The organism is Actinoplanes sp. NPDC049265 (assembly GCF_043197135.1).
Classification (GTDB): Bacteria; Actinomycetota; Actinomycetes; order Mycobacteriales; family Micromonosporaceae; genus Actinoplanes.
The window spans coordinates 132,289-145,321 of sequence record NZ_JBICSP010000013.1; the positions used below are offsets into that span (position 1 = coordinate 132,289).

Annotated in this window: 14 protein-coding genes; 6 read left to right on the top strand and 8 right to left on the bottom strand. The window is 69.0% G+C overall.

The genetic code is table 11. The features are described from left to right. Positions 1-36: 36 nt before the first annotated feature. From ACGFIO_RS28345 to ACGFIO_RS28380, 8 genes are all read right to left on the bottom strand, one after another. A complete protein-coding gene (locus tag ACGFIO_RS28345; protein ID WP_392830209.1) occupies positions 37-663 on the bottom strand; it encodes a nuclear transport factor 2 family protein in 627 nt (208 codons plus the stop codon). Next, the gene (locus tag ACGFIO_RS28350; RefSeq protein ID WP_392830211.1) at positions 657-2,072 is read right to left on the bottom strand and encodes an aldehyde dehydrogenase family protein; all 1,416 of its coding nucleotides are present in this window, start codon (positions 2,070-2,072) and stop codon (positions 657-659) included. The genes ACGFIO_RS28345 and ACGFIO_RS28350 overlap by 7 nt, the downstream gene beginning before the upstream one ends. Then, positions 2,062-2,745 (bottom strand): 3-oxoacid CoA-transferase subunit B, encoded by a 684-nt coding sequence (locus tag ACGFIO_RS28355; protein WP_392830213.1) that lies wholly within the window; start codon positions 2,743-2,745, stop codon positions 2,062-2,064. The genes ACGFIO_RS28350 and ACGFIO_RS28355 overlap by 11 nt, the downstream gene beginning before the upstream one ends. After that, a complete protein-coding gene (locus ACGFIO_RS28360) occupies positions 2,742-3,404 on the bottom strand; it encodes a 3-oxoacid CoA-transferase subunit A (RefSeq protein WP_392830215.1) in 663 nt (220 codons plus the stop codon). Before ACGFIO_RS28360 ends, ACGFIO_RS28355 begins: the two co-directional genes overlap by 4 nt. Further along, the gene (locus ACGFIO_RS28365; protein WP_392830217.1) at positions 3,401-4,594 is read right to left on the bottom strand and encodes a thiolase family protein; all 1,194 of its coding nucleotides are present in this window, start codon (positions 4,592-4,594) and stop codon (positions 3,401-3,403) included. Before ACGFIO_RS28365 ends, ACGFIO_RS28360 begins: the two co-directional genes overlap by 4 nt. Then, positions 4,591-5,556, bottom strand: coding sequence for an ABC transporter substrate-binding protein (locus tag ACGFIO_RS28370; RefSeq protein ID WP_392830219.1), 966 nt, complete (start codon positions 5,554-5,556; stop codon positions 4,591-4,593). Before ACGFIO_RS28370 ends, ACGFIO_RS28365 begins: the two co-directional genes overlap by 4 nt. A gap of 143 nt (positions 5,557-5,699) precedes the next feature. Then, positions 5,700-6,566, bottom strand: coding sequence for a hypothetical protein (locus ACGFIO_RS28375; RefSeq protein WP_392830221.1), 867 nt, complete (start codon positions 6,564-6,566; stop codon positions 5,700-5,702). Further along, a complete protein-coding gene (locus tag ACGFIO_RS28380) occupies positions 6,566-7,456 on the bottom strand; it encodes a DUF6282 family protein (RefSeq protein WP_392830223.1) in 891 nt (296 codons plus the stop codon). Before ACGFIO_RS28380 ends, ACGFIO_RS28375 begins: the two co-directional genes overlap by 1 nt. Before the next feature lie 202 nt (positions 7,457-7,658). Between ACGFIO_RS28380 and ACGFIO_RS28385 the strand changes: the two genes are divergently transcribed. From ACGFIO_RS28385 to ACGFIO_RS28410, 6 genes are all read left to right on the top strand, one after another. Next, positions 7,659-8,438 (top strand): IclR family transcriptional regulator, encoded by a 780-nt coding sequence (locus ACGFIO_RS28385; protein ID WP_392830224.1) that lies wholly within the window; start codon positions 7,659-7,661, stop codon positions 8,436-8,438. A gap of 43 nt (positions 8,439-8,481) precedes the next feature. Beyond that, positions 8,482-9,270, top strand: coding sequence for an ABC transporter ATP-binding protein (locus tag ACGFIO_RS28390; RefSeq protein WP_392830226.1), 789 nt, complete (start codon positions 8,482-8,484; stop codon positions 9,268-9,270). An 8-nt stretch (positions 9,271-9,278) separates the two neighbouring features. Next, positions 9,279-10,133 (top strand): ABC transporter permease, encoded by an 855-nt coding sequence (locus ACGFIO_RS28395; protein WP_392830228.1) that lies wholly within the window; start codon positions 9,279-9,281, stop codon positions 10,131-10,133. Between the two features lie 21 nt (positions 10,134-10,154). Further along, the gene (locus tag ACGFIO_RS28400; protein WP_392830230.1) at positions 10,155-10,898 is read left to right on the top strand and encodes an SDR family NAD(P)-dependent oxidoreductase; all 744 of its coding nucleotides are present in this window, start codon (positions 10,155-10,157) and stop codon (positions 10,896-10,898) included. A 102-nt stretch (positions 10,899-11,000) separates the two neighbouring features. Continuing rightward, positions 11,001-11,468 carry a DUF3592 domain-containing protein gene (locus tag ACGFIO_RS28405; RefSeq protein ID WP_392830232.1) on the top strand — a complete coding sequence of 156 codons (468 nt, stop codon included), beginning with the start codon at positions 11,001-11,003 and terminating at the stop codon, positions 11,466-11,468. Between the two features lie 97 nt (positions 11,469-11,565). Then, complete coding sequence (locus ACGFIO_RS28410; RefSeq protein WP_392830234.1) at positions 11,566-12,735, top strand: 4-hydroxybenzoate 3-monooxygenase; 1,170 nt, start codon at positions 11,566-11,568, stop codon at positions 12,733-12,735. Positions 12,736-13,033 lie beyond the last annotated feature (298 nt).

Sequence of the window (13,033 nt, forward strand, 5' to 3'; positions counted from 1 at the left end):
ATCGATCAGAGTCGATGCTAGCCGAAGCCGGGGCGGTTAGCGTCGGCCGGCGAGCCAGGCCGTCTCGCCCTGGTGGAACGCGTCGAGCTCGGCCGGCCGGTCGTCGCCGAGCAGGTCCTGACTCACCGTCACGCCGCGGGTCGACTGGATCCAGGTGAGGAACCGGTAGGACGGCCGGAGTCCGGCGAGCCGGGCCACGTCGACCGGGAGCGGCTCACCCGCGTGGACGGGGCGCAGCTCGTCGCGTTCCAGCAGGACCTCGAAGCTCATCAGCCGCCACCGCCCTTCGTTCCGGACGGCCCGTGAGAAGAACCGGCAGTAGGCGTGGAAGTCGACCTCCACTCCCTCCACCGTGGTGCGGTTGAAGATCTTCGCGGGGCTCTCGACGGTCGCCCGGTCGCCCTCGACCCGAGCGTAGGCGGGGAAGACCCAGTGCTTGCTGTTCCCGGTGCGCTTCATCCACGTCTTCGTCGCCTCGACGTACGCCTCACCGCCGCGTCCCTCGTACCACGTGGTCCGGACGTAGGCGTCGTCGTGGAAGCAGTCCCGCATCACGTCGAAGAGCCGCTGGTCGCGAGCGAAGCGTTCGCGCCGCACCAGGTCGAAGAGCTCCTCGCGGTCCAGCAGGACGGAGAGCCGCTCGCTGTGGTCGGCGGTCACCATCCGATCACGGCCTTCACCTCGAGGTACTCCTCGAAGCCGAACCGCCCGAACTCCCGCCCGTTCCCCGACTGTTTGTAGCCGCCGAACGGCAGGCTGCGGTCGAACGGAGCGCCGTTGAGATAGACGCGTCCCGCGCGGATGCGGTTGGCGATCTTGCGGGCTCGGTCCGGGTCTGTCGACTGCACGAAGCCCGCCAGCCCGAACGGCGTGTCGTTGGCGATCTCGACGGCCTCGTCCTCGGTCTCGTAGAGCAGGATCGAGAGCACGGGGCCGAAGATCTCCTCGCGCGCGATCCGCATCTGCGGTGTGACGTCGCCGAACACGGTCGGGCGGACGTAGAACCCCTGGTCGAGCTGGTCGGGGCGACCGGGGCCGCCGGCCACGAGCGTCGCGCCCTCGTCGATCCCGGACCGCATGAGGGCGGTGATCTTCTCCAGCTGAGCCTGGCTCACCACGGGCCCCATCGTGGTCGACGGATCGAGCGGGTCCCCGAGACGGACCTGCTCGACCGCCCGCCGGGCGGCGGCGTACGCCTCGTCGCGCTGCGAGCGGTGCACGAGCATCCGCGTGGGCGACTGGCAGTTCTGGCCGGCGTTGGTGTAGCACGCGTGCACCCCGGCGACGACCGCGGACTCCAGGTCGGCGTCGGGCAGGATGATGTTGGCTGACTTGCCGCCGAGCTCGAGCGCGACGCGCTTCACCGTGTCGGCCGCGAGCTTGGAGACCCTGATACCGGCGCCGGTCGAACCGGTGAGCGAGACCATGTCGATGCCGGGGTGCGCCGCGATGGCCTCACCGACCGTGGGACCGTCACCGTTGACGAGGTTGAACACTCCGGGCGGGAGCCCGGCGTCGTGGATGACCTCGGCCAGCACCATGGCGCTGAGCGGCGCGATCTCGCTCGGCTTGAGCACCACGGTGCATCCCGTGGCGAGGGCCGGGGCCACCTTCGACGCGACCTGGTTCAGCGGCCAGTTCCACGGCGTGATGAGGCCGCAGACCCCGATCGGCTCGCGCCGCACGATCCCGGCTCCCATCTCCTCCTCGAAGGGGTAGTCCGCGAGCACGCGGGCCGCCTCCTCGAAGTGGAAGAGCGCGACAGTGGCCTGGCGTTCCGTCGAGAACGTGATCGGCGACCCCATCTCCCGGGTCATCGTCCGGGCGATCTCGGGCAGCCGGGCCCGGAAGCCGGCGATGATCCGCTCCAGGTACTGCAGCCGTTGCTTCACGCTCACCTGCGAGTACGCGGCGAAGGCGGCGCGCGCCGCGACCACGGCGCGGTCGATGTCCTCGGCCGTCCCGAGGCTGATCGTCGCGAACGTCTTCTCGGTGGCGGGATCGAGGACGTCCAAGGTCCGCGGCGTGGCCGGATCGACCCACGTACCCCCGATGTAAAAACTAGTGAACATATCGCTCCAATCGGACGTCGAGGCGCGAGCGGAGTTCGGAGAACGAGATCCCCCACGTCTCGCGGACGAGGACCTGGTCCCCATCGGTGATCTCGAACGTGGCGACGTCGGTGTAGATCCGGTTCACGCACCGCAGAGCGGTCAGCGGATAGGTGCATTCCCGGACGAGCTTCGGCCGGCCGGTCCGGGTGAACAGCGACATCAGCACGAAGATCTGCCGGGCGCCCACGGCGAGGTCCATGGCCCCGCCGACCGCCGGGATCGCGTCGGGCTCGCCGGTGTGCCAGTTGGCGAGATCCCCCGCTGCCGAGACCTGGTAGGCGCCGAGGACGCACAGGTCGAGGTGGCCGCCTCGCATCATGGCGAACGAGTCGGCGTGGTGGAAGTAGGAGGCGCCGGGCAGCTCGGTCACCGGGAACTTGCCCGCGTTCATCAGGTCGGGATCGATCGCGTCACCCGTCGCCGCCGGCCCCATGCCGAGCATGCCGTTCTCGGTGTGGAGGATGACCCCCGAGTCCGGGGAGAGGTGGTCGGCGACGGTCGTGGGCTGGCCGATGCCGAGGTTGACGTACGCCCCGCGGGGAATGTCGCCGGCGAGCACCCGGGCCATCTCGTCCCGGCCGAGCGGGCCACGGCCGGTGTGCTCGACGATGCCCGCGGACACCACGCTCATGACGACACCCGCACGATCCGGTCGACGTAGATGCCGGGGGTGACCACGGCCTCGGGATCCAGCCCGCCTGGCTCGACGACGTGCTGCACCTGCACCACGGTGGTCGTCGCGGCCGTCGCCATGACGGGCGCGAAGTTGCGTGCCGTCTTGCGGTAGACGAGATTCCCGAGGGTGTCGGCGGTGTGGGCGCTGATGAGCGCGACGTCGGCGGCGATGGGCAGCTCGAGGACGTACGTCCGGCCGTCGATCTCGCGGGTCTCCTTTCCCTCGGCGAGCAGCGTCCCGGCTCCGGTGCGGGTGTAGAACCCGCCGATCCCGGCTCCGGCGGCACGCATGCGCTCGGCCAGGTTCCCCTGGGGCGCGACCTCGAGCTCGATCTTGCCGCCGCGGTACAGCTCGTCGAAGACCCAGGAGTCGGTCTGCCGGGGGAACGAGCACACGATCTTGCGCACCTGACCGGCCGCGAGCAGCGCCGCGAGCCCGGTGTCGGCGTTGCCCGCGTTGTTCGACACGACGGTGAGGTCCCGCGCTCCCTGCCGGATCAACGCGTCGATCAGGTCGTACGGCATGCCGGCCGGGCCGAATCCGCCGACCAGCACCGTCGAGCCGTCGGCGATGCCGCTGACCGCCTCGTCGGCCGAGGTGCAGAGCAACGTCATGCGACGTTCTCCAGCACAACCGCCAAGCCTTGACCCACGCCGATGCAGATGGCGGCCACGCCCCATCGTTCGCCGGACTCCACGAGCCGCGCCGCGAGGGTGCCGAGAATCCGCCCGCCGGATGCGCCCAGTGGATGCCCGATGGCGATCGCCCCGCCCTTGGCGTTGACGACCTCGGCGTCCCGCAGCCCGAGCTCGAGCCAGGCGTCGACACAGGCGATCGACTGTACGGCGAACGCCTCGTTCAGCTCGACGGCGCCGACATCGTCCCAGCTGATGCCGGCCCGTTCGAGCGCGTCGTTGGCCGCCTCGACCGGGGCATAGCCGAACTGCTGCGGCTCCAGCGCCGCCCCACCGCGACCGGCGATCCGCGCGACCGGGTCACGACCGATGGTCGCGGCCGCGCGCGCCGAGCCCAGCAGGACCGCGCTCGCACCGTCGTTCAGCGGTGAGCAGTTGCCGGCGGTGATCGTCCCGTCGGGCCGGAACGCCGGCTTCAGCCCGGCCAGCGCCTCGATCGAGGTGCCGGCCCGGATGCTCTCGTCGCGGACCAGGTCGGCGCCGGGTACGGGCACGACGAGGCCGTCGTAGAAGCCCTTCTCCCACGCCTCGGCCGCGAGGCGGTGCGAGCGGGCGCCGAACTCGTCCTGCCGCTCGCGCGAGATCGAGAACTTCTCCCGCAGCTGCTCGTTGCACTCCCCCAGCGAGGCCGTCCACTCGGCCGGCATCCGCTCGTTCACCAGCCGCCAGCCCAGCGTCGTGGAGACGGCGGTGACGTCGCCGGCCGGGAACCGGCGCGACGGTTTCGGCAGCACCCAGGGCGCCCGCGTCATCGACTCCACGCCTCCGGCGATCGCGATCTCCGCGTCGCCGACCTCGATCATGCGTGCGGCCATCATGGCGGCGTCCAGCGACGAGCCGCAGAGCCGGTTCACCGTGGTGGCGGTCACCGACACGGGCATGCCCGCCAGCAGCACGGCCATCCGGCCGACGTTGCGGTTGTCCTCGCCGGCACCGTTGGCGTTGCCCCAGAACACGTCACCGACCAGGCCGGGATCCAGGCCCGGCGATCGGTCGAGGAGCCCCTTCAGAGCGGTCGCGGCCAGATCGTCGGTCCTGGTGTCGGCCAGGGCTCCGTTGAACCGGCCGAACGGGGTCCGGACCGAGGTGTACACGTACGAGCTGCTCATCGGGCGGCGTCCTTCGCCTTCTGGCGGATGTCGTCGTACGAGAAGTCGTTGAACGCCTTGAACATCACGTCGGTGTAGACCTCCTTCGCCGGGAACTTCTTGACCAGCCCGGCCGAGGCCATGAAGTCGATCGAACGGGTGAACGCGGCGTCGTCGATCCGGCCCAGGGTCTTGTCGTCGAAGCCCTGTCCGGCCAGGCGTACCTGCAAGACCTTGATCCCGTCGGCCAGCGCCTTCTCCTCCGGGTCGGACCCGCGGGTCTCCGGGTGGAGCTTCCACAGGTCGCGGATCGCGGCCTCGGGGTTGGCCTGGGCGAAGACGAACGCCTTGGCCACCGCACGGCCGAACCGTTCGTGGACGTCCTTCTTGGCGTCGAGGTTCTTGCGGGTCGCCGCGAAGCCGCCGCCCCACGCGTCCGCCGTCTCGTTGACCGGAAGCGGCGTCAGGGTGATGCCGGCGTTCTTGACCGCCTGGTACTGGATGTCCCAGAGCGCCAACGCGTCGACCTGGCCGCTCTTGATGGCGTTGATCTGCTGGGCGCCGGCGCCGATCGGCACCAGGCTGGCATCGTTCTCGCCCATGCCGTTGAGCTTCATCGCGGTCCGGGCGAACGTCGCGCCGGAGCTCGCGACCGCGGTGACGCCGATCTTCTTGCCCTTCAGGTCGGCGATGCTCTTCACGGCCGAGCCGGCCGGCACCTCCAGGCTGTAGATCCACTTGGGCCAGTACGAGCTGAAGTAGGCCAGGTTCAGGTCCTTGTCGTGCCCGATGGCCACGGGCTCGACCGTCATGAGACCGAGATCGGCTCCGCCGGCCGCGACCTGCTGGGCCGCCTGGGTGGCCGACGGGAACAGGTTGGTCGTGACCTTCAGACCCTCCTGCTCGTAGAACCCCTCGGCCTCCACGACGGCCATGACCGCGAAGCCGGCGTTCCAGCTCGGGGACGCCATCGCGAACTTCACCGACGTCAGCTTGCCGGACCCGGTCGATTCGCCGGACCCGCTGTCGGCACCGCACGCACTCAGCGTTGCGGCCGCGCACAGGACGGCGACCGCACCAGATACGACCTTCATTGCTCGTCTGGTCTTCACGAGGGGACCTTCCTTTATGGGTTGGGGAGGGGGTAGGTGTCTTCGTTGAGCACTCGGCCCGGCGTCCGGGAGAAGTCCAGACGCGGCGGACAGAAGATGTCGATCAGCTGGTTGGTCCCCGAGCCCACGGCCTCGCTGGTGTGGATCATGGGCGGCGGGATCACGGCCACCGAGGGACTGCCGCACCGCAGGTGCCGGTCCTCACGCCACTCGCTGCGACGCTTCGACCATGGGGTCCGCAGGTGGTGGACGTACTCCCCCTCCACGGCGAGCGAGCACTGCTCGAAGTCGTCGTGGTCGTGCGGCGAGAGGCTGTCGGGATCACGCGGACCGACCCGGGGTGCCAGGAAGTTGACCATGAAGGTGCTGCACCGCACGATCTGGCCCGGGCGGACGGCGTCCTGCGTCACCGCCAGGTCGGCCAGCCGGTAGGGCCGGATGCGATAACCCTCCGGCGGGTCCGGCCACGGCTCGAACGGCCGGACATTCGGGTGTGGCTCCGCGTACGAATCGCTGTTGCGCGCCTTGTCCAGCAGGTCGGTGGACCGAGAGCTGAACAGCCGTACGACCGTGCAGTCGTCGACGCCGGCGATCGCGCTGCGGCCCGGCGGGACCATCACCACCGCCTTGCCCGCGACCGACACGACTTCCCCCGACGCACGGACCTCGACGCTGGACTCCTCGTACGGGAGGATCACGACGTACTCGTCCGGCTGATCGCCCCGCTCCAGCACGTCGCCGGCGACCAGCGTGGTGTGGGCGAGCACGAAGTTGTGCCCGCGGAAATACCAGGTCGACGAACCGCCCGCGGTCGTCTCGTCGGGATCACCCGCACCGAGGTCGGAGAACTCCACGTCGGGCGGGGTGGCCAGGGTGGTCATCAGTCCTCCAGACCGAGCAGGAAAGCCGGGTTGTCGCAAAAGATCTGTCGCAGGGACCGCTCGTCCAGGCCGAGGTCCAGCAGCGCGGTGGCGACGCGGATGTAGGAGTCCACCGGCAGCGGGCGATCCTTCTGACCGAGGTCGGAGGCGATCACGGTGTGCTCCGGGCCGATCTTCCCGATCCAGTCCAGGAGGGCCTTCGGGTCCCACTTCTTGGTCCCCTCGGGGTCGTAGAAGCCGGTCTCGTGCTCGATGAACGCTCCATAGCCGACGAGCTCACGGCACTTCGCCTCGTCCGCGCCGATGACGTAGTCGGGGTGGTTGAGAAGCATCCGGGTGACGCCCTGGTCCTTGGCCGCGGCGAACAGCTGGGTGATCGACTCGGTCTCCATGTGACCGCCGGTCACCATCGCGTTGCTCTCCCGCACCAGGTCGAGCACCTCGTGGACCTGAGGGATGAGCTCGCCGTCCTCCTGGTGGATGTCGACCCGGGACGACGGCACCTCGACGCTCGCCGTGGGGAAGCCGACGCCCTCCGGGTGGCAGTCGATGTGCCGGCCGGCCGAGAACGTCGGAAACCACACGGCCCGGCCGCCCATGCGCAGGGACATGGCCACCGCCTGCGGGTTGATGCCGCCGACCATGCTGTTCAGGGTGATGCCGCCGAAGACCGGGGTGCTGATCCCGGCCAGCCGGTCGCGCATCGCCAGCAGGTCCATGACGGTGTTGTGGTGGTGGGACTTCACCAGCACACCCCGCATACCGAGCCGTTCGCCGTCCTTGCCGGCCTCGGCATGGTCGATGCGTCGGGGGAACGGGTTCGGGCCGGAATGGCAGTGCAGATCAACGCAGCCGTTCAGCAACTTGATGACGGCGGGTGAGTCAGCCATGAAGTCTCCAGGCGGTGGGCGGGTGTTCGCATCACAGACTGAGAGTTCGCTATCCGGTCTGTCAAGACGGCTGCGTTTCGTACAACATCGTTGAGAAACCGCAGGGAAACCTTGCCGAGAGACGTAGGTCACGCCTAGTCTCCGTCCGTACTGCGAACATCGCGCACGCTCTGTGGACACGTAACGAGACGGGTGAGAGCCAATGACGGAGGGCCAGGCCGAGAAGCCGGAGACTGCTCGCGAGCAGGACATCCAGGCGGTGAGCAGGACAGCCCAGATCCTCGGGCTGTTCGGTCCGGAGACTCCGGAGCTCTCCGTCGCCGAGGCCACCCGCCGGCTCGGTCTGAAACGGACCACGGTGCACCGCTACTTCAGCTCGATGATCAGCGCCGGCCTCCTCGATCGCGTGGAGGACTCCGCACTCGTCCGTCCCGGACGGTCGATCCTGCAGCTCGGCAGCTTCACGCTGGGACAGCAGCGCATCATCCAGATGGCGCCGGCCTACCTGCGCGAACTCGCGCTCGAGATCAAGGTCAGCATCGTGCTGTCCCTGTGGGGCGCCTCCGGCCCGGTGGTCTCGCTGGTGGAGGAGGCCGACCACGCCACGCTGGTGACCGTACGCGTGGGCTCGCAGCTCGCCCTGAACTCCTCGCAGGCCAAGGTCTTCCTGGCCTTCCTACCCGACCAGTTCCACGCCGACCGGCTCACCGGCAGCCTCCCCGAGCCCCAGCGCGCCGAGACCCGCCGTCGCATCGAGGCGATCCGGCAGGACGGCATGAGCAGCAACGTCAACCACCGCGGCATCTGCGTCCTCGCGGCGCCGGTGTTCGCGGCGGCCGGAATCTGCGCCACGATCGCGGCCGTCGGCACCGAGCGGATGCTGCCGGAGGCGCTCGACTCCCGCGAGGCCACGGCGCTGAAGGCCGCCTGCAAGCGACTGACCAAGGAGATGGGCGGCACATGGCCCGAAGCGACCGGCTGATCGCTCCCCGCCCGACGAGCCGAGCAGATGAGAAAGGACAGACATGCCGACCGGCACCGACACCGACCGCGTGATCCGCTTGGACTCGCTGTCCATGCTCTACCCGACGAAGTCCGGCGGGACCGTCCAGGCCCTCGACGACGTCTCCCTCAGCGTCCGGGCCGGTGAGTTCATCTCCATCGTCGGCCCCAGCGGCTGCGGCAAGAGCACGCTGCTGCGGATCATCATGGGCCTCTCCCGCCAGACCTCCGGACAGGTCACCTTCGGGGCGTCCGAGGACACCCATCGCAATCAGCTCGGGATGGTCTTCCAGCAACCGCTGCTACTGCCCTGGCGCACCGTACGGAAGAACCTGCTGACGTCGCCCGACCTGCACCACGCCCGGGACGCTGCGACCCACGCCAAGGCCGACGAACTGCTGGTGATGCTCGGCCTGGAGGAGTTCGGCGACCGGTACCCCCACGAGCTGTCCGGCGGCATGCAACAGCGGGTCGGGATCGGCCGCGCCCTGATGCACGACCCGCGCATCCTGCTCATGGACGAGCCGTTCGGCGCCCTCGACGCGATGACCCGCGACCAGATGGGACTGGACCTGCTGAAGATCTGGGACCAGGACCGCAAGACCGTGCTGTTCGTGACGCACAGCATCCCCGAGGCGGTGCTCCTCGCCGACCGCGTCGTGGTCATGACACCGCGACCCGGCCGGTTGGCCGACGTCGTCGAGGTCGCGCTCCCCCGGCCGCGGCGGCTCGAGAACATCAACACGCCCGAGTTCGGGGAGATCGTCCTGAAGATCCGCAAGCTGCTCGACTCCGAGCACAGCGCCCACTAGGAGTCCTGATGTCGATCAACACCGAGCGCCCCGCAGAGGCCCTCGCTGTCCCGACGAGCTCGGGCACCCCGGTCCGACGCCGACGCCGGCGACCGCCGGAGATCACCTACAGCGTGCTGGTGTTCATCGGGCTGTTGGTGGTCTGGCAGGTCGTCGTGAAGTTGTTCGACGTCTCCAACATCCTCGTCCCCGCGCCCACGGCCGTCCTCGAGTCTCTGGTCGACGGCTTCCAGGACGGCAGCCTGGTGACCCAGTCGGTCGTCACCCTGAAGGAGATCCTGATCGGGTTCGGCATCGCGGTCGGCTCGGCACTGATCTCCGCGGTGCTCATCACCCAGTTCCGGGCGGTCGAACGCGTGCTCTTCCCGCTGCTCATCCTCACCCAGACCATCCCGAAGGTCGCCATGGCGCCCCTGCTGATCGTCTGGTTCGGCATCGGGATCAGCTCGAAGGTGCTGACCGTGGCCCTGATCGCGTTCTTCCCCCTCCTCATCAACGCCATCCTGGGATTCCGGTCCGCCGCCTACGAGCAGGTCGAGATGCTCCGATCCTTCGGCGCGTCCCGCATGCAGGTCATGCGGCACCTGCAGATCCCGTCGGCGCTGCCGCACATCTTCGCCGGGCTGGAGGTCGCCGTCATCCTGTCCGTGACCGGCGCCGTGGTCGCGGAGTTCGTGGGCAGCTCCGAAGGCCTGGGTTACCTCATCCAGGCGAGCAACTTCACCCTGGACGTGGCCCGGACCTTCGCGGTGATCGTCGTGCTGTCGGCCATCGGCATCGCCCTGCACGCGGTCGTCGTACAACTCGGGAAATGGCTGGTCTTCTGGACCGCCACCCCGACCGACACCGCCGGCGAGATCTGAGCCATGGAGAACGCGCCACCTGTGGCCATCGTGACGGGCTCCAGCTCCGGGATCGGAGAAGGGATCGCCCGCGCGCTCGCGGCCGACGGCTTCACCGTCGTGGTCACCTCGGCCACCTCGGTCGACGCCGGTGAACGGCTCGCGGCCGAGCTCCCCGGGGCGAGCTACGTCCAGGCCGACATCGCCGACCCCTCCGACGCCGTACGCCTGGTCGAGACCACCATGGAGCGGCACGGCCGGCTCGACCTGCTGGTGAACAACGCCGGGGTGTCGCGACCGGTCCCCCACACCGACCTGGACGCGGTCACCGCCGACGACTGGCACCGGATCCTCGGCGTCAACGTCGTCGGAACGTGGCAGGTCTCCGTCGCCGCCGTGAAGGTCCTGGAGCCCGGCGGCCAGATCATCAACATCACCTCAGTGGGCGGCTCGCGCCCCCTCGGCAGCTCGATCCCCTACTCCGTCAGCAAGGCCGCGCTCGACCACCTGACGAGGCTGCTGGCCAAGGCCGTGGGCCCAGACATCCGGGTGAACGCGATCGCCCCCGGGCCGGTGGAGACGAGGCTGACCTCGGACAGCCTGGCCACGCGGGCGGCACGCACCAGGGCGGTGACACCGCTGGGCCGGCTCGGGCAACCATCCGACGTCGCGGCGATGGTCCTGGCCCTCGTCAAGGTCCCCTTCGTCACCGGCGAGGTGATCCACGTCGACGGCGGCATCAACCTCGTCACCCACATCGACGCGCCTCGCAACAACGACACGTAACCCACAACCATGTGTCGCCGTCGCTCCGCGCAGCACGTCGCGACCGGCGAACCGGAGCAGGGTCGATCGCGACCGGTTGATTCCTCGTCCTACGGTGGCGGGGTGCGAACAGTGATCGGTGTCGTTCTGGCGGTCGTGATCCTCTGCTGCGGTGGCGGCGCCCTATGGGTCGGTCTGCAGGCCCGCGTCGAGCAGACCGCCTATCCCGCCGGCACGACCGGCACGGCACGGGTCGTCAGCGTCGCCGAGGAGCTCACCGCTCGGAGCCGGAAACCCGCGTCGACCTCGTACCGGCCCACGTACGAGTTCACCACCGCGTCCGGACGGACCGTCACCTTCACCGACATGGCATCCGCCAACCAGCCTCCGGAGATCGGCAGCACCGTCACCATCTCCTACCAGGAGAGCAGCCCGGAGGGTGCCAGGGTGGTACGCGGCTGGCACGGCTGGACCGACGTCGCCGTCTTCTGGACGTTCCTGGCCGCCCTCGTCATCGGCGTGGCCGGCTTCGGGTTCTACAAGGTTGTCATCCGCCGGAGCCGGCTAGGACGCGGCTTGCCCCGGCCATGAGTCCGCCGGCGGGCGGCTCCACACTTGGCGGGTTTTCGGCATCGCGCCGGCGTTCATCGGTGGTGTGGGGCTCGGGTGGCCGCTGATAGTTGGCCCCATGGTTGAAGCGGACAGGCACATCGGTGTGGTCATTGTCGGCGCTGGGGTCGCCGGCCTGACACTCGGCAATCTTCTTCGGCGCGGCGGCGTCGACTGCGTCATTCTCGAGCGTCGCAGCCGGGAACACGTCGAGGCGCGGCAGCGGGCCGGAACTCTTGATACCCGGGGTGTCCGGCTGTTCCGGCAGTGGGGACTGGATGAGGTGCTGGACACCGGACCCACTCCCGAGGTGCGAGGCGGCTTCTTCATCGACGGTCACGCGATGCCGATCGAGGTGGACGACAATGACAATGACAGCATTTTCATCCCGCAGCAGGTCCTGATCCGCCGGCTCGCCGCCATCTTCCTGCGTGAGGGCGGGGACCTTCGCTACGAGGTCGACGTGGCGATCGAGGACGTCACAGGCCCGGGCGCTGTCGTGCGATACCGGGAAGCCACCGGTGCGACAGTCGTCGTCCGGTGTGACTACCTGGCCGGCTGCGACGGCGACCGCGGGGTGACCCGGGGGAGCATTCCCTCCACCGCGATCACCCGGTATTCCCACGAGTTCGAATACTCCTGGCTGAGTGTCCTGGCCGCGGTGCCGGCCAAGACCTCCGGCATGGCCATCCACACGCGCGGACTGGCCGGGCTGATCCCCCGCGGCATGGAGAACAGCCGCATCTATCTGCAGTGCCCGAACGAGGACACGGTCGCGCAATGGCCCGACGAACGGGTCTGGGACGAGCTGGAAGCCCGCGTCGGTCAGTCTCTGGGCCGAGGTGAGATCCTCAGCAAGGAGGTCGTCGCGCTGCGCAGCGTCGTCCACGACCCGATGCGCTACGGCAGCGTCTATCTGCTCGGCGACGCCGCCCACATCGTCCCGCCGATGAGCGCCAAGGGAATCCACCTGGCTCTGTTCGACGCCGAGACCTTCGCCCGGGCCGTCATCGCCCAGGAACGCGACGGCGACCCGGACCTGCTCGACGCGTACTCCGACACGTGCCTGCACCACGTCTGGAACTACCAGGCGTTCGCGACATGGATCACCGAGGTCATGCACAACGCCGGTGATCCATCGACCGAGGGCGAATTCCGCAAGCAGGTGGCCCGGGCCGAGTTGCGTCGGCAGTTCGAGTCGGAGGCCGCGAACCGGGTCTTCAGCGAGCTCACCTCCGGCGTGGCCTGAAAGGTCGCACCACTGAACGCACCCTGACCGGCGGCCGGCTGGACTCCGAGGATCTGGAGTTCCTGCGTTACATGGGCGGCCACGTGGCGATCATGACGATCCCCAACTTTCTCGGGCTGGACCATTGGCAGACGTTCCTCACGGGAGAGGGTGACGCCGGTGACGCCGGCTTGAACGGCGTGGACCGGACCGAATCTCTCAATCGCCTGAACTCCGGATTCGGGTCGGCGATGCTGTCATCAGTGATCGCCTCGTCTGAGGCCCACCTGTCGGCCTCTCTCGGTCGTGAACGGAGTTG